This window comes from Microvirga sp. P5_D2 (genome assembly GCF_054049475.1).
In genome coordinates this window covers 10,936-28,555 of the sequence record NZ_JBFUMH010000013.1, presented here as the reverse complement: position 1 = coordinate 28,555, position 17,620 = coordinate 10,936, and the positions used below count along the sequence as shown (strand labels likewise).

At 63.3% G+C, this 17,620-nt stretch carries 15 protein-coding genes; 7 read left to right on the top strand and 8 right to left on the bottom strand.

Translation table 11 applies throughout. From position 1 onward, the window contains the following. Window positions 1–198: 198 nt before the first annotated feature. The 4 genes from ACXJKO_RS06665 to aztA all read right to left on the bottom strand — a co-directional run bounded on the left by ACXJKO_RS06665 (window position 199) and on the right by aztA (window position 3,878). A complete protein-coding gene (locus ACXJKO_RS06665) occupies window positions 199–1,161 on the bottom strand; it encodes a CobW family GTP-binding protein (protein ID WP_457090306.1) in 963 nt (320 codons plus the stop codon). Window positions 1,162–1,320: 159 nt separating this feature from the next. Next, window positions 1,321–2,232: a metal ABC transporter substrate-binding protein gene (locus ACXJKO_RS06660; RefSeq protein WP_457090305.1), complete on the bottom strand. Its 912-nt coding sequence runs from the start codon at window positions 2,230–2,232 to the stop codon at window positions 1,321–1,323. A gap of 19 nt (window positions 2,233–2,251) precedes the next feature. Beyond that, complete coding sequence (aztB, locus tag ACXJKO_RS06655; protein ID WP_457090304.1) at window positions 2,252–3,160, bottom strand: zinc ABC transporter permease AztB; 909 nt, start codon at window positions 3,158–3,160, stop codon at window positions 2,252–2,254. Beyond that, entirely contained in the window at window positions 3,129–3,878 is a 750-nt protein-coding gene (gene aztA, locus ACXJKO_RS06650) for a zinc ABC transporter ATP-binding protein AztA (RefSeq protein WP_457090303.1), read from the bottom strand. Before aztA ends, aztB begins: the two co-directional genes overlap by 32 nt. Between aztA and ACXJKO_RS06645 the strand changes: the two genes are divergently transcribed. Then, the gene (locus ACXJKO_RS06645) at window positions 3,877–4,065 is read left to right on the top strand and encodes a hypothetical protein (RefSeq protein WP_457090302.1); all 189 of its coding nucleotides are present in this window, start codon (window positions 3,877–3,879) and stop codon (window positions 4,063–4,065) included. The two genes, aztA and ACXJKO_RS06645, sit on opposite strands and share 2 nt — an antisense overlap. 66 nt (window positions 4,066–4,131) lie before the next feature. Here ACXJKO_RS06645 and ACXJKO_RS06640 read toward each other — a convergent pair whose 3' ends face one another. Next, window positions 4,132–5,709: a glucan biosynthesis protein gene (locus ACXJKO_RS06640; RefSeq protein ID WP_457090301.1), complete on the bottom strand. Its 1,578-nt coding sequence runs from the start codon at window positions 5,707–5,709 to the stop codon at window positions 4,132–4,134. A gap of 160 nt (window positions 5,710–5,869) precedes the next feature. Between ACXJKO_RS06640 and ACXJKO_RS06635 the strand changes: the two genes are divergently transcribed. The 3 genes from ACXJKO_RS06635 (at window position 5,870) to ACXJKO_RS06625 (ending at window position 9,603) form a co-directional block, all read left to right on the top strand. After that, window positions 5,870–6,838 (top strand): TAXI family TRAP transporter solute-binding subunit, encoded by a 969-nt coding sequence (locus ACXJKO_RS06635; RefSeq protein ID WP_457090300.1) that lies wholly within the window; start codon window positions 5,870–5,872, stop codon window positions 6,836–6,838. Between the two features lie 99 nt (window positions 6,839–6,937). After that, the gene (locus ACXJKO_RS06630) at window positions 6,938–9,232 is read left to right on the top strand and encodes a TRAP transporter permease (RefSeq protein ID WP_457090299.1); all 2,295 of its coding nucleotides are present in this window, start codon (window positions 6,938–6,940) and stop codon (window positions 9,230–9,232) included. Next, window positions 9,232–9,603 (top strand): DUF1850 domain-containing protein, encoded by a 372-nt coding sequence (locus tag ACXJKO_RS06625; RefSeq protein ID WP_457090298.1) that lies wholly within the window; start codon window positions 9,232–9,234, stop codon window positions 9,601–9,603. Before ACXJKO_RS06630 ends, ACXJKO_RS06625 begins: the two co-directional genes overlap by 1 nt. Before the next feature lie 2 nt (window positions 9,604–9,605). Here the strand turns inward: ACXJKO_RS06625 and ACXJKO_RS06620 are convergent, their stop codons facing one another. Further along, the gene (locus tag ACXJKO_RS06620) at window positions 9,606–9,797 is read right to left on the bottom strand and encodes a hypothetical protein (protein ID WP_457090345.1); all 192 of its coding nucleotides are present in this window, start codon (window positions 9,795–9,797) and stop codon (window positions 9,606–9,608) included. A gap of 147 nt (window positions 9,798–9,944) precedes the next feature. Here ACXJKO_RS06620 and ACXJKO_RS06615 point away from each other — a divergent pair, with 147 nt between their 5' ends. Further along, window positions 9,945–11,540: a gamma-glutamyltransferase family protein gene (locus ACXJKO_RS06615; protein ID WP_457090297.1), complete on the top strand. Its 1,596-nt coding sequence runs from the start codon at window positions 9,945–9,947 to the stop codon at window positions 11,538–11,540. 40 nt (window positions 11,541–11,580) lie between these two features. Further along, a complete protein-coding gene (locus ACXJKO_RS06610; protein ID WP_457090296.1) occupies window positions 11,581–12,213 on the top strand; it encodes a LysE family translocator in 633 nt (210 codons plus the stop codon). A 6-nt stretch (window positions 12,214–12,219) separates the two neighbouring features. Here the strand turns inward: ACXJKO_RS06610 and ACXJKO_RS06605 are convergent, their stop codons facing one another. Both ACXJKO_RS06605 and ACXJKO_RS06600 read right to left on the bottom strand, forming a co-directional pair. Further along, a complete protein-coding gene (locus tag ACXJKO_RS06605) occupies window positions 12,220–13,236 on the bottom strand; it encodes a nickel/cobalt transporter (protein WP_457090295.1) in 1,017 nt (338 codons plus the stop codon). Further along, on the bottom strand, window positions 13,227–13,874 hold the full coding sequence (locus tag ACXJKO_RS06600; RefSeq protein WP_457090294.1) for a DUF1007 family protein: 648 nt from the start codon (window positions 13,872–13,874) through the stop codon (window positions 13,227–13,229). The genes ACXJKO_RS06605 and ACXJKO_RS06600 overlap by 10 nt, the downstream gene beginning before the upstream one ends. Window positions 13,875–14,090: 216 nt before the next feature. On the opposite strand from ACXJKO_RS06600, the gene ACXJKO_RS06595 reads away from it, so the two are divergent. Then, entirely contained in the window at window positions 14,091–17,591 is a 3,501-nt protein-coding gene (locus ACXJKO_RS06595; RefSeq protein WP_457090293.1) for an indolepyruvate ferredoxin oxidoreductase family protein, read from the top strand. The last annotated feature ends 29 nt before the right edge of the window (window positions 17,592–17,620 follow it).

Genomic DNA, 17,620 nt, shown 5'->3' with positions numbered 1-17,620 from the left:
ACGGGAGGCGCAGAAGGTGACCTGTCAGAAAGAGGCGCGGCTGATTTACCGGAMCGGCAGTAACACATCCCCCGAATGGCGCACACGGGTGCAGGAGACCCGCAAGGTCTATGTCCAGGACTGCATGACGAAAGCCGGGTTTGCTCCATAGCTGAGCAGCGCTCAGGGGCCGCCTAAGACCCCTGAGATCAACCGGTCTCAGGCCGCGCAGGCGAGGAAGCCCTCGCGAATGGCCTTCTCGTTCAGATCGCGGCCGATGAAGACCACCTTCGAGGTGTGCTTCTCGCCCGGCTTCCACTCACCCTGCACGTCTCCGTCCAGGATCATGTGAACGCCCTGGAAGACGAAGCGCTTCGGCTCGTTCGGGAACGCGACGATACCCTTGCAGCGCAGGATGTTCGGGCCCTCGACCTGTGTGAGATTCGAGATCCACGGCATGAACTTTTCCGGGTCGACCTCGCCGTCGATCTTCACGGAGACGGACTGCATCTCCTCATCGTGATGATGGTGATGGCCTTCTTCGAGGAAGTCAGGCTCGATCTCGATGATGCGGTCAAGATCGAAGGCCTTGCGGTCGAGCACCTCGGAGATCGGGATGGCCGCGTTCTRCGTGCGATGGATCTTTGCATAAGGATTGATCGCGCGGATGCGGGCTTCGACCTCGCTCAGTTCCGCCTCGCTCACGAGGTCGATCTTGTTGAGGATGATCACATCGGCAAACGCGATCTGGTTCTTGGCCTCGGGGGCATCCTTCAGGCGGTCGGAAAGCCACTTGGCATCGGCCACCGTCACCACAGCGTCGAGGCGCGCGGCGTCGGAGACGTCTTGGTCCATGAAGAACGTCTGCGCCACGGGGGCAGGATCGGCGAGGCCTGTGGTCTCGACGATGATGGCGTCGAACTTGCCCTTGCGCTTCATCAGCCCGTCGAGAATGCGGATCAGGTCGCCGCGCACGGTGCAGCAGATGCAGCCGTTGTTCATCTCGAACACTTCCTCGTCCGCGCCGACGACGAGTTCGTTATCGATGCCGATCTCACCGAACTCGTTGACGATCACGGCATATTTCTTGCCGTGCGGCTCGGTGAGAATGCGGTTGAGTAGGGTGGTCTTGCCGGCGCCGAGATAGCCAGTGAGAACGGTAACGGGAATCTTGTCGGTCATCGGATAGTCCGCAACTTTCATCCTCACCTTGAGGGGGAGGATCGGCCGAAAGGCCGAGGTGGGGTGGAAACACCAACTCAGGTGAGGTCGCGCTGCCACCCCACCCCGGAGCGCTTACGCACTCCGACCCTCCCCCTCAAGGGGAGGGTAAAAAACGCATCAGCTCGACAAAGCCGCGCTGAAAGCCCTTATATTGTGTCTCATCATGTCAATGTAAGTCCCGGCGGGGCCGTTCTGCTCCGAAAGCGCATCGGAATAGATCCGCTCGCCAATCCGGGCGCTGGTCTCCTTGGCGATGCGCTCCATCAGCCGCGCGTCCGAGACATTTTCCACGAAGACGGCGCCGATCTTCTCGCGCTTGATCTGCTGGATGATGCGGGCCACGTCCTTGGCCGAGGCCTCGGCCTCCGTGGAGACGCCCTGGGGCGAGACGAAGTCGATCCCGTAGGCCGCCTCGAAATAGCGGAAGGCATCGTGAGAGGTGATGATCCGGCGGCGCTCCTGGGGGATCCTGGCGACGAGGTCCTTAAGCTCGGTCTCAAGCGCGTCGAGCTTGCCGAGATAGGCGGTGGCGTTGGCCTCGTAGGCCGCCTTGCCGGAGGCATCCGCCGCGATCAGCGCATCGCGAATGTTCGCCACGTAGATCTTGGCATTGCCAATGCTCTGCCAGGCATGGGGATCGAGCCCGCCATGGCCGTGATCGTGCCCATGCTCTTCCTCCTCAAGCGTTTTAATGCCCTTGGCGGCTTCGATACTTGTGGCCTTGGTGCCGGAGGACTTCACCAAGCGATTGATCCAACCCTCAAACTTGAGGCCGTTGGAAAAAACGATCTTGGATTCCGTCAGGCGGCGGGCATCGGTGGGCGTCGGCGAATAGACATGGCCGTCGCCGTTGGGGCCGACGAGGGTCATCACCTCCACGCGCTCGCCACCGACATTGCGCACGAGGTCGCCCAGGATCGAGAAGGTCGCCACGACTTTGAGCTTTTCCTGAGCCAGTGCCGGCATGAGGGAGCAGCCCAGAGCCAATGAACCCGCAAGCAGAGACAGGGCGGTTCGTCTCGTCAGCATGATGAGATCCTTATTGGTTTTAGGCTTCGAGATGCTTGCCCGGCCATGCGAGCCACAGAACGCCGCCCGTCCGACCCACCAGCAGGGACGCCACATACACGCCACCGGCCGAGAGGATGATCGCGGGACCTGCAGGCAATTCCGCATGGAACGAGAGCAGAAGGCCTGCGATGCCCGACACGATTCCGATGAGGATCGAGACGATCATCATCATGGTGATGTCGCTGGTCCAGAAACGCGCGGCGGCGGCGGGCAGCATCATCATGCCCACAGCGAGCAGCGTGCCAAGCGCGTGAAAGCCGCCGACGAGGTTGAGAACCACGAGCCCGAGAAAGATGAGATGCGTCGGCGTTCCGGACCGGCTCACCGAGCGCAGGAAGATCGGATCCACGCATTCGAGCACGAGGGGACGATAGAGAACCGCGAGCGCCAGCACCGTGATCGTCGAAATGGAAGCCAGCAGCAGAAGCGTGTTGTCATCGAGCGCCAGCACAGTGCCGAAGAGCACGTGCAACAGGTCCACGTTGGAGCCTCTCAGCGACACGATGGTGACGCCGAGCGCCAGCGACAGCAGGTAGAAGGCGGCGAGCGACGCATCTTCCTTCAGCGACGTGAAGCGGGAAACAAGCCCCGCCGCGACGGCGACAATCACGCCTGCCGCGAGACCGCCTATGGTCATCGCAGGCAGCGACAATCCCGCAAGCAGATAGCCGACAGCCGCGCCGGGCAGGATGGCGTGGGCCATGGCATCGCCCGTCAGGCTCATGCGGCGCAGCATCAGGAACACGCCGATGGGGCCGCCGCCCAGCGCGATGGCGATCACGCCTACAAGCGCGCGCTGCATGAACTCGAATTCGGAGAAGGGGGTGTAGAAAAGATCGAGCACGGTTGAACAATCACGCGACGTTGCGGTGGCAGATATCCGCATGAGGATCATGCGCTTCGACCATGCGGCGGGCCTTGAGAAGATTCTCAGCGCTCAGCACATTCAGAGTCGCGCCCCAGGCCACGGGCTCACGGGCGATGAGCAGGGTCTGCGGGAAGACGCGCTTGACCATGTCGAGATCGTGCAGCACCGCCACCACAGTACGCGCTTCCGCATGCCAGCGGCGCACGATGTGGAGCAAGTCGGCGGTGGTCTTGGCGTCGATGGCGGTGAAAGGCTCGTCGAGCAGTATGATGGGAGCGTCCTGCAGCAGCAGGCGCGCGAAGAGCGCGCGCTGCATCTGGCCGCCGGAGAGGGTCGAGATGGGGCGGCGCTCGAAGCCGGTCAGCCCCACCGCCGAGAGCGCGTGCTCAACGCGGGTGCGATCCCCCGCGGGAATGCCGCCGAAGAGCCCTGAGCGCGACCAGAGGCCCATGGCCACGAGATCATAGACAGAGAGCGGAAAGCTACGGTCGATCTCCGCCGCCTGGGGTAGGTAGGCGATGCCGGAGGAGGGGCCGTTCAGCCGGATATGGCCTTCGAGGGGTTTCAACGTGCCGACGATACCCTTGAGCAGGGTCGATTTGCCCGCGCCGTTGGGGCCCACGATGGCGGTCAGGCTCCCGGCTGGGATTTCACCGTCCAAATGGTGCACGGCGGGCCTGCGGTCATAACCGAGGGTCACTTCGTCGAAGCGGATCGTATTCAAGGGCGCTGTCATGGCACTACCCTACCACCCCGAAAACCAGCAGCCACATTACGCCCAAAGCCAGGGCAGCTCCCGTCAGACGCTGCCCTGCCGAGAGGCGAAGCAGCGAAAAGGTCGGCGCTGCGGCGACAGCCCGGTGCTCGTGATGATGATGGCGGTGATGGTCATGCGGCATGTCACACACATAGACCGGATCTAGCTCTATTTCTAGGGGCGTATAGTATTTTATACGCCCCTGTCAAAGCTATGGTTTACAAGCTCAATCCTAGAACGCCGGATGGTACTGGTAGAGCCAGGTCTCGCTCAGCACCTCGTTTTCGTTGCGCAGGTAGCAGCGCATCTCCACGGGCTCGGTGCCGGTCGCGGTCAGGTCGAACTGGGTGCGCCAGTGGCCGGGGACGTTGTTGGGCACGGCTTCGGTGATGATGTTGGAGAACTCGCCGCGGGAGGCGGTGAGCACGGGCTTCGGGATCACGCCATTCGGCAACTTGGTCAGCGGCTCACCGATGAACTCGATCATGAATTTGCGCACGCCCTTGGGGCGGATCGTGCCGGCCTGGCCGCCATTGCCGAAGCGGGTGGCGACGACGCGGGCGAGGGGGGTGGGATAGGGTTCGGCATCCGACCAGTGCATGCGGTAGCGGAATTCGAGCGCCTGGCCCGCACGGGCCGGATCGGCGGGAACCCACATGACCACGATGTTGTCGTGGATCTCGTCGTCGGTGGGGATTTCCACGAGCTGGATGGAGCCCTTGCCCCATGTGCCCTGCGGCTCGATCCAGAGCGAGGGGCGGCGGTCGTAATAGACGCCGTCGAGATAGTGGTCGAAGTTCCGGTCGCGCTGGAGCAGGCCGAAACCCCTGGGGTTTTCGTCCCCGAAGGCCGAGGTGATGATGCGCGGTGGGTTGTTGAGCGGACGCCAGATGCGCTCGCCTGCGCCCGTCCACATGGCAAGGCCGTCTGAATCGTGGATTTCCGGGCGCCAGTCGATGGCGGTGGTCTTCGACTTCTCCGAGTACCAGTACATGGAGGTCAGCGGCGCGATACCCAGGCGCTCGACGTCCTTGCGCAGGTAGAGGGCGGTGTCGAGGTCCATGACCACGGAGGCCGTGCGCTTCATGACGAAGCGGTAGGCTCCTGACACGCTGGGGCCGTCGAGCAGGGCATAGATCGTGACCGTGTCTGAGCCTGCTTCCGGGGTCTCGAAATAGATATGGGTAAAATCGGGGAATTCCTCGTTCTTCCCATGAACGGCCACATCCACCGCCAAGCCTCGGGCCGAGAGGCCGTATTGGTAAAGCTCGCCGATGGCGCGGAAATACGAGGCGCCGAGGAAGGCGACCCAGTCGTTCTTTCTCCAGTCGAGCTTGCCGTTGCGGGATTCCTGGAAGCGGAACCCGGCAAAGCCCGAATTGTCCGGCAGCTTCCGGGCAGGCGAATCCGCCGGCATGTCGAAATACTGGGTGTCGTAGATGATCTCGCGGGCCTGGCCGTTCTCGACCACATGCATGCGCACCGGCTTCTGGAAGAAGCGGCCCATGTGGAAGAAGGTGACCGGGAACTCGCTGGGGCCGTTGGCCCACAGCGCCAGGTCGGTCTTGAACTTGATCTTGCCGTGGGCGTCGTAGTCGATCTGGTAGAGGATATCCGGCGCGGGGCTGGGGGGCGCTACATAGGCCGAGCGGGCCATGCTTTCGGCCTGTTTCTTCAGATTCTCGAAGGAGAAGGGCTCGGATGCACCCATCTTCAGGCCTTGCTGCGCCAGAGCCGGGACGGAAAAGCCCTGGGCTGCCAGGGTGGCCGTGGCAGTGGCGGTTTGGAGAAACTGGCGGCGATTGAGCATGGCAGGACGCATCGTTTGTCTGTGAAAGAGCCGACCCCTACCGACCAAGGTGGCAGGATTAAGYCCCTCTTAGCCTCTTGAGAAAACTTCGTCAGCAGCCAAAACTAGGGCCACACACAGGCACTGTTACTTCAGTGCCGAAAAATAAGGGAGTACGCCTATGCATCGTTCCATCATGCGCCGCCTCATGGGCGCCGCCACCGCTCTTGCCCTCGCGGGTGCCAGCGTTCCGGCCCAGGCGCAAGACTTCATCAACGTGCTGACCGGCGGCACCTCGGGCGTGTATTACCCGCTCGGCGTGGCTCTCTCCAAGGTTTTCACGGAAAAGGTGCAGGGCTCGCGCCCCTCCGTCCAGGCCACGAAGGCCTCGGTGGAAAACCTCACCCTGCTGCAGCAGGGCAAGGGTGAGATCGGCTTCACCCTCGGCGACAGCCTGGCCATGGGCTGGGCGGGCGACGAGGAGGCCGGGTTCAAGTCCAAGCAGGACAAGCTGCGCGGCATCACCGCCATCTACCCCAACTACATCCAGATCGTGGCGACCAAGGATTCGGGCATCAAGTCGCTTGCCGATCTTAAGGGTAAGCGCCTGTCCGTCGGCGCGCCGAAATCCGGCACCGAGCTCAATGCCCGTGCGGTCCTCCAGGGTGCGGGCCTGTCGTATAAGGATCTCGGCAAGGTCGAGTACCTGCCCTTCGGCGAATCCGTCGAACTCATGAAGAACCGCCAGCTCGATGCGACCCTGCAATCGGCAGGCCTCGGCGTGTCCTCGATCCGCGATCTCGCCACCTCGGTGCCGATCGTCGTGGTGGAAATCCCCGCGGCAATCGTGGACAAGGTGGGCACTCCCTACATCAAGACCACCATCCCGGCCGGCACCTATGAGGGCCAGACCGCGCCCGTGCAGACGGCGGCCGTCGTGAACTATCTCGTCACCCATTCCGGCATGAAGGACGAGACCGTCTACCAGATGACCAAGGCGATCTATGAGAGCCTGCCCGATCTCGCGGCCGCGCACGCCGCCGCGAAGGACATCAAGCTTGAGAGCGCTCTCTCCGGCATGCCGGTGCCTATGCATCCGGGCGCGCAGCGCTATTTCGACGAGAAGGGCGTGAAGAAGCAGGGCTCCTAAACCCTTCGGCCGATTTACATCGGAGCCGGGGCAGGTGAACTGCTCCGGCTTCTTTTTTGAACGACAAGAACAACAAGCATTGCCAGGAGACGCCGCGCCATGAGCCAGAGTGCGAACACATCCGAACTCGCCCAGATGGAGGCGCCCTCCGAGAGCGTGAATCCGGAGCATGGCCTGCCGGAAAGCTTCGGCGAAGGGTTCTGGGGCAGACTCCTGTTCTGGATCGCAGTGTCGTTCTCCACGTTCCAGATCGTCACCTCCTTCGGCATTCCGCTCGACCAGCCGTTCTTTCTCGGCGTGAGCCTGTTCCAGATTATTTTCGTCGTCATGGCGGCCTGGGCCGCATGGATGATCGTGCTTGCTGCGCGGGGCCGCAGCGTACTCGACGGCATCCTCGGCTGGCTCGCGCTTGCGGTGGCGTTCGGGCTCATCCTCTGGTTCGGCGGCAGTGTGCCGAGCCAGGTCGTGCGCGCTATCCATGTGGGCTTCCTGTGCCTCGTGGCGGGCGCCATGGTCGCCAATCACCGCTCCGGCTCTTCGACCGTGCGTCTGGCGGGATGGATCGTCGGCTTCGCGGGTTTCGCGGTCGGCCTTTATCAATGGGCGTTCTACAATGATCTGGTGATCCGCGCGGGCGATATGACGACGGGCGATCTCATCAGCGGCATCGCGGCGCTCGTGATCCTGTTCTATCTCGTCTGGCGTGTAATGGGGCCTGCTCTTCCTATCGTCGCCGGCCTGTTCCTGGCCTATTGCCTGTTCGGCAATTACCTGCCCGCGCCGCTCGATCATCGCGGCTATTCGCTGGATCAGGTGATCGAGCACATGGCCTTCGGAACGGAAGGCATCTACGGCACGCCGACGCTGGTCTCCGCGACCTACATCTTCCTGTTCATCCTGTTCGGAGCCTTCATGGAGAAGGCGGGCGTCATCGACTTCTTCAACGATATCTCGATGGCGGTGTTCGGCGACAAGCAGGGCGGGCCCGGCAAGGTCTGCGTGGCGTCTTCCGCACTCATGGGCACTGTCTCCGGTTCCGGCGTCGCCAACGTGGTGGCCTCGGGCCAGTTCACGATTCCGCTGATGAAGCGCTTCGGCTTCTCCTCCGCCTTCGCGGGCGGCGTCGAGGCGACGTCCTCCATGGGCGGGCAGATCATGCCGCCGGTCATGGGCGCGGTGGCCTTCATCATGGCCGAGACCATCGACGTTCCATATTCGAAGATCGTGGAAGCCGCGATCATTCCGGCGCTGCTCTATTTCGCGGCCTGCTATCTCGCGGTTCACCTCGAAGCCGGCAAGCGTAACTTGCGGGGCCTTCCGAAAACCGAGCTGCCGAATGCTTGGACCGAGCTGAAGACGAAGTGGTTCCTCATCGCGCCACTCGCCGTTCTCGTCTACCTGCTCTTCACCGGCTACACGCCGCTCTTCGCGGGTGCCGTCGGCCTGTCTCTCACCGTGGCGCTGATCCTCGGCACGGCCATCGTGGCAGGGCTCGCGGTTCCTGCCTTGCGCGTGGCGTTCTGGATCGGTCTTGCGCTTCTGTCAGCCTTTTCGCTCGCATCGAGCGTGACGCTTGTCGTTCTCGTCGTCGCGGCCTTGTCCCTGTGGAACGCCTTCTCCGGCCGTGGGCGCATCACGCTTCAAGCGTGCGTCGATGCCATGGCGGACGGCGCACGGCAGGCGCTTCCCGTAGGCTTGGCTTGCGCGGTTGTCGGCATCGTGATCGGCACCATGACACTGACGGGTCTCGGCACCATCGTCGGCACATGGATGATCTCAATCGGCAAGGAAAACATCTTCGCGGCCCTCGTGCTCACGATGGTCTTCAGCCTGATCCTCGGCATGGGCATCCCGACGATCCCGAACTACATCATTACCTCGTCGCTCGCAGCACCCATCCTTCTGCAACTCGATGTGCCGCTCATCGTCTCGCACATGTTCGTGTTCTATTTTGGCATCATGGCGGACCTGACGCCGCCGGTCGCGCTCGCGGCCTTCGCGGCTGCACCCATGGCGAAGGAATCGGGCCTCAAGATCGGCGTGCAGGCGGTCAGGATCGCGCTTCCCGGCTTCGTCGTGCCCTACATGGCCGTGTACGATCCGACCCTGATGCTGCAGCCCGTGCCGGGTCTCGAAGGCGTGAGCTATTGGTTCGCGGTGGTCTATATCGTGCTCAAGGCGACGCTCGCCATGGCGCTATGGGGAATGGCTTCCATCGGGTATTTCCTGAAACCCCTGAATTGGTGGGAGCGGCTCTGGGCCACGGCTGCCGCCGCTCTTCTCGTGGCGGCGGTCCCGCTCACAGACGAGATCGGTTTCCTCCTCTCGGCCCTCTTCGTCGGCTACCATGTCTGGAAAATCCGCAAGGCTCCGACGGCGATGGTTCCCGGCTGATGATCTGCCTCCTGGCAGGCAAGGTCGTCGCGCCGCTCATGATCGGTGCGATGACCCTGGCCTGGACCCATTCAGTCGAAAAAATCGTGTGGGAAGAGGATTGGCGCGCGACGCCCGCCGGGCTCGAAATCGTGGAAGCGCGGGTCAAGGGCTCGGGCGCGGGCATGGAGCCGCCGCCGGAGGCAAGGCTCGTCGACGGGTCTTACGTCTGGAAGCCGAAGGTGCCGCCGCAAGCCGAGGTGGTCATGCGCCGCTCAGGGGCGACGGCGGATTGGCGGATCTGCATCGATGGGCAATGCCGCCCCATGGAGGCCTATGTGCCGCCGGAGGCTGACCCTGTCGTGATGAAGGTGTGTAAAAGCAGTCCCTGAGCTTAATGAGCCAGGGGCTCCACCGCGACGCAGCGGCGCCAGAGATTCACGAGGAAGTAGATCGCCAGCAGGCTGAAGAGGCCCATGAGGGCGTAGCCCACCACGTCGCCGAGTTCGAGCAGGCCCGCGATGGCCCAGCCGGCCGAGATCGCCACGCCGAACACCTCGGCCCCGACCAGGACCATGATGCTCATGATGGTGATGAGGTTGCGCCAGTTGGTGCTTTTCGCCTGAGCCACGGTTCGATTACTCCATTCTCTTCCGGAAGGGACTACCCTAAACGCCCCCTCCGGTGCAAGGTTTGCCGGAAATCTCATTCTGTCGCGTTTTTGATCGAGCCAATGCCCGAAACCCCCGTCTTCTCCACTGCTGCCGTCGCGGCACCCCACCGGCTCGCCGCCGAGACCGGCCAGATGATCCTGGCCGCTGGCGGAAACGCTGTGGAAGCCATGGTAGCCATGGCGGCGACGATCGCGGTCGTCTACCCGCACATGAACGGCCTTGGCGGGGACGGATTCTGGCTGGTGCGGGAGCCTAAAGGGCGTGTCCATGCCCTCGATGCCTCAGGCCCTGCCGGGTCGCTCGCGACGATCAAGCGCTACCGGGACAAGGAGTATGATGCCGTGCCGCCCCGAGGACCGGACGCGGCGCTGACCGTTGCCGGCGCGGTAAGCGGCTGGGGGCTCGCGCTCGAACTGGCCAAGGCTCTGGGCGGTCAGTTGCCACGCGATATGCTCCTGAGCGATGCGATTCGTCTTGCCCGCGAGGGCTATGCCGTCGGCGCGGCCGAGGGACGCAATGCGCTTCTTGAGCAGGAGGCGCTCTTTGCCGCGCCCGGCTTCTCAGAGGCTTTTCTGACGGACGGAAAGCTGCCGCCTGTCGGGGAAATGCGCCGCGCGCCCAGACTCGCCGAGACCCTCGAACGATTGTCCCATGCGGGTTTGCGAGATTTCTATCGCGGCGATGTGGGCCGCGAGATCGCCGCCGATCTGGAGCGGATCGGCGCGCCTATCACCCGTAAGGACGTGGAGACCTATCAGGCCCGCGTAGTGAAGCCTCTATCCGTCGCGCTTGAGCATTCCACAATCTACAATCTGCCGCCGCCGAGCCAGGGACTCGCGACGCTGCTGCTTCTCGGCATCTTCCAACGCCTGGACGTCCAGCGCGGCGAGACGCCGGAGCATCACCATGGGCTGATCGAGTCCGCCAAGCGGGCCTTCGCCATCCGCGACAGGGTCGTGACGGATCCCCGCGATCTCACGGAGGATCCCGCGTCGCTGCTCACCTCAAGGGTCTTCGAGCAGGAGGCCGCGATGATCGAGGCCCGCCGCGCTGCGCCTTATCCACCGCGCCCGGCGGAAGGCGATACAATCTGGATGGGCTGCATCGACAAGGATGGTCTCGCGGTCTCCTATATCCAGTCGGTCTATTGGGCCTTCGGCTCCGGCTGCGTGCTGCCCGCCACCGGCATCCACTGGCACAATCGGGGCTTGAGCTTCTCGCTCGATCCGAAAAGCATCCGGGCCCTGGAGCCGGGCCGCAAGCCCTTCCATACCCTCAACCCTGCCATGGCCGTGTTCAACGATGGGCGTGTGCTCTCCTTCGGCACCATGGGCGGGGAGGGGCAGCCGCAGATCCTTGCCCAAATTTTTACGCGTTATGCCGATTTCGGCATGGGCCTCGCCGATGCGGTGGACGCGCCACGCTGGCTCTTCGGCAAAAGCTGGAAGGCGCCGTCTGCGACCTTGAAGATGGAGGATCGCTTCGACCCGAGCACCTTAAGGGCGCTCTCGAGCTATGGCCATCCGGTCCAGGAATTGGGCAAGCCTTATGCCGATCTGATGGGCCATGCGGGCATGCTGGTCAGGCATCCGCGAAACGGGCGGGTCGAGGCGGTGCACGATCCGCGCTCGGATGGAGAGGCGATGGGACTTTAGATGCGAAGTCCGATATAGGATCAATTCGAGGAGCGCATGCATGCCGGAAACATCGAGTCTCGTCGCCTTCGCTTTGATCGCACTTGGAATGGTGCTGACGCCCGGGCCGAACATGATCTATCTCGTGTCGCGTTCCATCTCCCAGGGGCGCGTGGCCGGCTTGATCTCGCTCGCAGGCGTGGCTCTCGGCTTCGTGGTCTATATGCTCTGTGCAGCTTTCGGCATTACGGCGCTCGTGCTGGCCGTGCCCTATGCCTACGATGCTCTGCGTTTCGGCGGAGCGGCCTATCTTCTCTACCTCGCGTGGCAGGCCGTCAGGCCGGGCGGACGCTCGCCCTTCCAGGTCAAGGGATTGCCCAAGGACAGCCCGCGCAAGCTGTTCATGATGGGTCTCATCACGAACCTGCTGAACCCGAAGATCGCCGTGATGTACCTGTCGCTGCTGCCCCAGTTCATCAGCCCGGAACAGGGCAGCGTTCTGACGCAATCGATCATGCTCGGCTTTACCCAGATCGTCATCAGCGTCGGCGTGAATTCGGTCATCGCCGTCATGGCCGGGTCGATTGCCGTGTTCCTGACCACCCGCCCTCGCTGGATGATGATGCAGCGATGGCTGATGGGCACGGTGTTGGGCGGCCTCGCCATGAAGATGGCATTCGAAGCGCAGCGGTAGCCGATCCTAGCTGGTCGTCCAAAGGCCGTAGAGCAGGCTCAAACCCAGCACCAGCACGAAGGCGGCCGCCAGAAGCTCTAGGCCCGCGATGGCGACGGCGCCCGAGGCACCGCGCCCGCCGGCGATCCGCAAAGCCAGAGCCTTGAAGAAGACCGCGAGCGCCGCAATGGCGCTGGTGGTAAGTGCGGTGCCGAGTGCCATGGCGAAGGTGGCGGCGATGCCGGCCGCGAACAGCCCTTGGGACAGGGAAAACACGAGCACGATGAGTGCACCTGCGCAAGGGCGGATGCCGGCGGCAAGAGCCACGCCCGCCATGTCGCGCCAGCGGGTGAGGCGGCTCAGCTCCTCGGGCGGCGGCATGTGGACGTGATCGCAGCCTTCCTCCTGTACAGATGCGAAGGGATTGCGGGCGAGCGCCAAGACGCCTAGCACCTTCCCGGCCTTGCGCCAGGTGATCACGAGACCCAGCAGGGCGACGGCGATGAAGCTCACAAGCTCCACATTCATCGCGAGCCTATTCATGGTGGAGGCGGTGGCGCGCAGCACGAGGCTTACCGTGCAGACGATGAGGATGGCGACAACCGCCTGCACCAACGCGGCGGCAAGACTCAGCAGCAGGCCTTTGCGCAGCGCCTTTTCGTCCGCCACCAGATAGGCCGAGATCACGCCTTTGCCGTGCCCAGGCCCGGCGGCATGGAACACGCCATAGGCAAAGCCAACGAGCAGCAGCGAACCGAATGCGCCGTTCTCCTTCAGGTCTCGCACGCCTGCCTGCAGGCTGGCATAGAAGCCCGATTGCACCGACAGGATCCAGGCGCCGATATCGCCGCTTGGCGCGGCCTCGCGGATACCCATGCCGAAGGGGCTGCGGGGTGCGGGCGTGCCGATGGGGCCGAGCCACAGGCCGAGCACGGCCATCAGAGCGGCGATGCCTGCGACAGCCAAAGCCATGAGGCCGAGCCTCCGCCAGAGCTGCCCCTGTGTGGAATCGGGGAGGGCTAAGGGTTGGAAACTCACGGACATGCGATGATGGCCTTGTTGGAATATTCCACGCCGAAATCCCCGGGGCGCGCCTGAAGCGCGCCTTCATCCTGCAGGATCTGCTGCATGGTGGCGTCGAGCGCCTTCGCCTTGGCGATGGTGGTCAGGCAACCTTCCGGCGCACCCGCGAGGCTGACGGAGGATTGTCCGTCCGACAGGCTGAAATAGACGAACAGGGTCGGATCCTCGATCTCGATGGCGACCGGGCCCGCGGAGGCCACAGGCACCTTGAGGGGCAGCAGGAAGGACATGGTGACCTTGGTGTTGTCCATGACCATGCGCGCCTCGCGCGGTGCGTCGAAGGTCTGAGGCTTGCCGCGTGCCTTCAGGATGGTGAAATACTCGAACTCCTCCAGAGAGCCCGCATTCTCATCGGCCAGTGTCTGAAGCTCCTCCGGTGAGAGCTTGCCGTCGCCGTCCCTGTCCAGGCCTTGCGTCACATAGGCTGTATAGGCCTCATCAAAGGTCCAGTGGTGGCGGACGCCCGTCACCTTCCTGTCGGGTCCGAAGACGATCTCCGCCTTGGCGGTGACCCACACATGCGGATGGGCCGAGGCCGGCAGCGCCATGCCCGTCAGGAGGGCGGCAAGGCAGAATGTGAGACCCAGACGGCGTATCATGTGTTGTCTTCAATCGCTGCGCTTCCGGCGGGCGCCGGAAGCCTCAAGGGAGCGGGATCATGAGGGATCATGGTTAATGGAGGCAAAACGAAGGCCCTACTTTAGAATCGCTTGATTGACGCCATTGGGGGATTATGTCAGCATTACTGACATAAATCATAAAACCAAGAAGAACCGGAAAACCGGCTTTGGGACCAGTTTCCAAGGAGGAACGGCATGGCCGAAGGTCATGTGGCGCTTCGTAGCGTTACGCTGGACGACAAATACGATCTGTCGAAGGATCACGTTTTCATTACCGGCACGCAGGCCGTCATCCGCATGCTGCTCATGCAGCGCGAGCGGGACAGGCTGGCGGGCCTGAACACGGCGGGCTTCGTCTCCGGCTATCGCGGCTCCCCCATCGGCGGCCTGGACCAGAACCTCTGGCGCGCCCGGAAATGGCTTGAAGCCTCCAACGTCGTGTTCCAGCCCGGCCTCAATGAGGAACTGGCGGCGACCGCCGTGTGGGGCTCGCAGCAGGCCGAGATCCGCGGCGATGGCAAGTATGACGGCGTGTTCGGCCTCTGGTACGGCAAGGGCCCCGGCGTCGATCGTTCCGGTGACGTGTTCCGCCACGCCAACATGGCCGGCTCCTCCAAGCATGGTGGTGTCCTGGCGCTGATGGGCGATGACCACACGGCGGAATCCTCCACCGTCGCGCACCAATCCGAATTCCATTTCGTCGATGTGATGATCCCGATCCTGAACCCGGCGGGCGTTCAGGAGATTCTCGATTACGGCCAGTACGGCTACGCCATGAGCCGCTTCTGCGGCACCTGGGTCGCGTTCAAGTGCGTGAAGGACAACATCGAGTCCACGTCTTCCGTCGACGGCTCGCTCGACCGCGTGAAGATCATCATTCCTGATGACTTCACCATGCCGCCGGGCGGCCTCAACATCCGCAACCGCGACGGGGTGCTCGATCAGGAAGCGCGGCTTCAGGACTTCAAGCGCGACGCCATGCTGGCTTTCGTGCGCGCGAACAATCTCAACCGCATCGTTCTCTCCGGTGGGCGCAATCCGAAGATCGGCATCATCACGGTCGGCAAGTCCTATCTCGATGTGCGCCAGGCGCTCGACGAACTCGGCATCGACGAGGTGAAGGCGAACGACATGGGCCTTCGCCTCTATAAAGTGGCATGCCCCTGGCCGCTCTCGCAGCGCGAGCTTCTGGAATTCGCGCAAGGGCTGGACAAGGTTATCGTCGTCGAAGAGAAGCGCTCCCTCATCGAAGTGCAGCTGCGCGAGGAGCTTTACGGCACCGCGAACCAGCCGCTCTGCATCGGCAAGAAGGACGAGACCGGCAACTGGCTCCTCCCCGTCAAGGGCGCGCTCGATCCCAACGACATCGCCATCGCGATCGGTGAGCGACTGCTCGCGTACCACAACAACGACGATCTGCGTGGCCGCGTGGCGCGGCTTCGCCATGCGCAGGAAATTCTCGCCACGACCGGCGATGTGGCGACCCGCGTGCCGCATTTCTGCTCCGGCTGCCCGCACAACTCATCCACCAAGGTGCCCGAGGGCATGCGCGCCTATGCGGGCATCGGCTGCCATTACATGGTGCAGTGGATGGACCGCTCCACCGACGGCTTCACGCAGATGGGCGGCGAGGGCGCGAACTGGATCGGCGAGGCGCCGTTCTCCAATCGCGGACACGTGTTCCAGAATCTCGGTGACGGCACCTACAACCATTCCGGCATCCTGGCCCTGCGCTGGTCGGCGGATACCAAGACCAACGTCACCTACAAGATCCTCTTCAACGACGCGGTCGCCATGACCGGCGGGCAGCCGCACGAGGGCAAGCTCACCGTCGACATGATCGCCCGGCAGGTGCGCGAGGAAGGCGTGGAGCGCATCGCGCTTGTCACCGACGAACCGCACAAATACCCGAAGGAGATCCGCTGGCCGTCAGGCATGACGATCCATCACCGCTCGGAACTCGAACCGGTGCAGCGGGAGCTTGCGGCCATCCCAGGCGTGACGGTGATGATCTACGACCAGACCTGCGCCTCCGAGAAGCGCCGCCGCCGCAAGCGCGGCGAGTTCCCCGATCCGGACAAGCGCGTCATCATCAACGATCTCGTCTGCGAGGCCTGCGGCGATTGCTCCGTGCAGTCCAACTGCGTGGCCGTGCAGCCGGTGGAGACCGAGTTCGGGCGCAAGCGCCAGATCGACCAGTCGAACTGCAACAAGGACTTCTCCTGCGTGAACGGCTTCTGCCCGTCCTTCGTGACGGTGCATGGCGCCAAGGTGAAGAAGGCCGCGCCGGAAACACTCTCGACGGACGGCGTGACGTTCAAGCCGCTGCCCGACCCGGCAATCCCCGCCATCGACCGCACCTTCAACGTGATCGTCACAGGTGTGGGCGGCACTGGCGTCGTCACCATCGGCGCGATCCTCGGCATGGCGGCGCATCTCGAAGGCAAGGGCATGGGCATGATCGACATGGCCGGCCTCGCGCAGAAGGGCGGCGCGGTCTACAGCCATGTGCGCCTCGCCAACCATCAGGACGATATTCACGCCATCCGCGTGAGCGCGGAATCCGCGCATCTCGTGCTCGGCTGCGATCTTGTGGTGACAGGCACCAAGAAGGTGCTGGCCTCCGTTAAGGAGGGGCAGACAGCACTCGTGGTGAACACCGCCGAGGTGATGCCCGGCGAGTTCACGCGCAATGCCGATTTCTCGCTGCCCACCGAGCGCCTGAAGCGCGCGATCAAGGGCGCGGCCGGCGCTGATGGCGTCAACTTCGTGGACGCGACCGCAATCGCAACTGCGCTTCTCGGCAATTCGATTGCGGCCAACATGTTCATGCTAGGCTTTGCCTATCAGGCAGGCCGCGTGCCGCTCTCAGGCGAGGCTATCGAGAAGGCCATCGAGCTCAACGGCGAAGCGGTGAAAATGAACCTCTCCGCCTTCACCTGGGGACGCCGTGCTGCTGCGGAGCCCGGCGTCGTCGCTGCCATGATGAGCGCGCTAAAAGCCCCGAACGACGAGCTAAAGATCTCCGAGACGCTGGACGAGGTGATCGAGCGGCGCGTGGCGTTCCTCACCGCCTACCAGAACAAGCGCTACGGCCAGCGCTACCGCACGCAAGTTCAGCGCATTCGCGAGGTTGAAGGAAGCGTCGTTCCAGGCTCGACCGCACTCACCGATGCGGTGGCGCGTTCGCTCTTCAAGCTCATGGCCTACAAGGACGAGTACGAGGTGGCACGTCTTTACACCGACGGCCATTTCGAGCGTCAGGTCGCCTCAAGCTTCGAGGGCGAGAACCTGCGTTACGAATTCCACCTTGCGCCGCCGCTGCTCGCCAGGAAGGATCCTGTCACCGGCGTTCCGAAGAAGATGAGCTTCGGGCCGTGGATGATGAAGGCATTCCGCGTTCTGGCAAACTTCAAGAGCCTGCGCGGCACCCCGCTCGATGTGTTCGGCTACACCCATGAGCGGCGCATGGAGCGTGAGCTCATCCGTGAGTTCGAGAGTCGCATCGGCGAGATCGTCGCGAAGCTCAAGGCGGACAATCACGCAACAGCGGTCGGCCTTGCCAACATCCCACAAAAGATCCGCGGCTTCGGCCACATCAAGGAGCGGAATCTGGAGATCGCCAAAAAGGAAGAGGCGGATCTCCTCGCCAAGTTCCGCACGGATCCTCAGCCGCTACCGATTGCGGCGGAGTAAGGCTTCAAAAAACGTCATCCCGGATCGGC

Excerpts from the sequence above, each read along its gene's own strand:
- ACXJKO_RS06620 (WP_457090345.1), bottom strand. The coding sequence starts at position 9,797 with ATGAGCATCATGGTCCTGGTCGGGGCCGAGGTGTTCGGCGTGGCGATC.
- ACXJKO_RS06595 (WP_457090293.1), top strand. The coding sequence starts at position 14,091 with ATGGCCGAAGGTCATGTGGCGCTTCGTAGCGTTACGCTGGACGACAAA.
- ACXJKO_RS06605 (WP_457090295.1), bottom strand. The coding sequence starts at position 13,236 with ATGTCCGTGAGTTTCCAACCCTTAGCCCTCCCCGATTCCACACAGGGG.
- ACXJKO_RS06640 (WP_457090301.1), bottom strand. The coding sequence starts at position 5,709 with ATGCTCAATCGCCGCCAGTTTCTCCAAACCGCCACTGCCACGGCCACC.
- ACXJKO_RS06615 (WP_457090297.1), top strand. The coding sequence starts at position 9,945 with ATGCCCGAAACCCCCGTCTTCTCCACTGCTGCCGTCGCGGCACCCCAC.
- ACXJKO_RS06625 (WP_457090298.1), top strand. The coding sequence starts at position 9,232 with ATGATCTGCCTCCTGGCAGGCAAGGTCGTCGCGCCGCTCATGATCGGT.
- ACXJKO_RS06645 (WP_457090302.1), top strand. The coding sequence starts at position 3,877 with ATGGCACTACCCTACCACCCCGAAAACCAGCAGCCACATTACGCCCAA.
- aztB (WP_457090304.1), bottom strand. The coding sequence starts at position 3,160 with ATGCGGATATCTGCCACCGCAACGTCGCGTGATTGTTCAACCGTGCTC.
- ACXJKO_RS06630 (WP_457090299.1), top strand. The coding sequence starts at position 6,938 with ATGAGCCAGAGTGCGAACACATCCGAACTCGCCCAGATGGAGGCGCCC.
- ACXJKO_RS06600 (WP_457090294.1), bottom strand. The coding sequence starts at position 13,874 with ATGATACGCCGTCTGGGTCTCACATTCTGCCTTGCCGCCCTCCTGACG.
- ACXJKO_RS06635 (WP_457090300.1), top strand. The coding sequence starts at position 5,870 with ATGCATCGTTCCATCATGCGCCGCCTCATGGGCGCCGCCACCGCTCTT.
- aztA (WP_457090303.1), bottom strand. The coding sequence starts at position 3,878 with ATGACAGCGCCCTTGAATACGATCCGCTTCGACGAAGTGACCCTCGGT.
- ACXJKO_RS06660 (WP_457090305.1), bottom strand. The coding sequence starts at position 2,232 with ATGCTGACGAGACGAACCGCCCTGTCTCTGCTTGCGGGTTCATTGGCT.
- ACXJKO_RS06610 (WP_457090296.1), top strand. The coding sequence starts at position 11,581 with ATGCCGGAAACATCGAGTCTCGTCGCCTTCGCTTTGATCGCACTTGGA.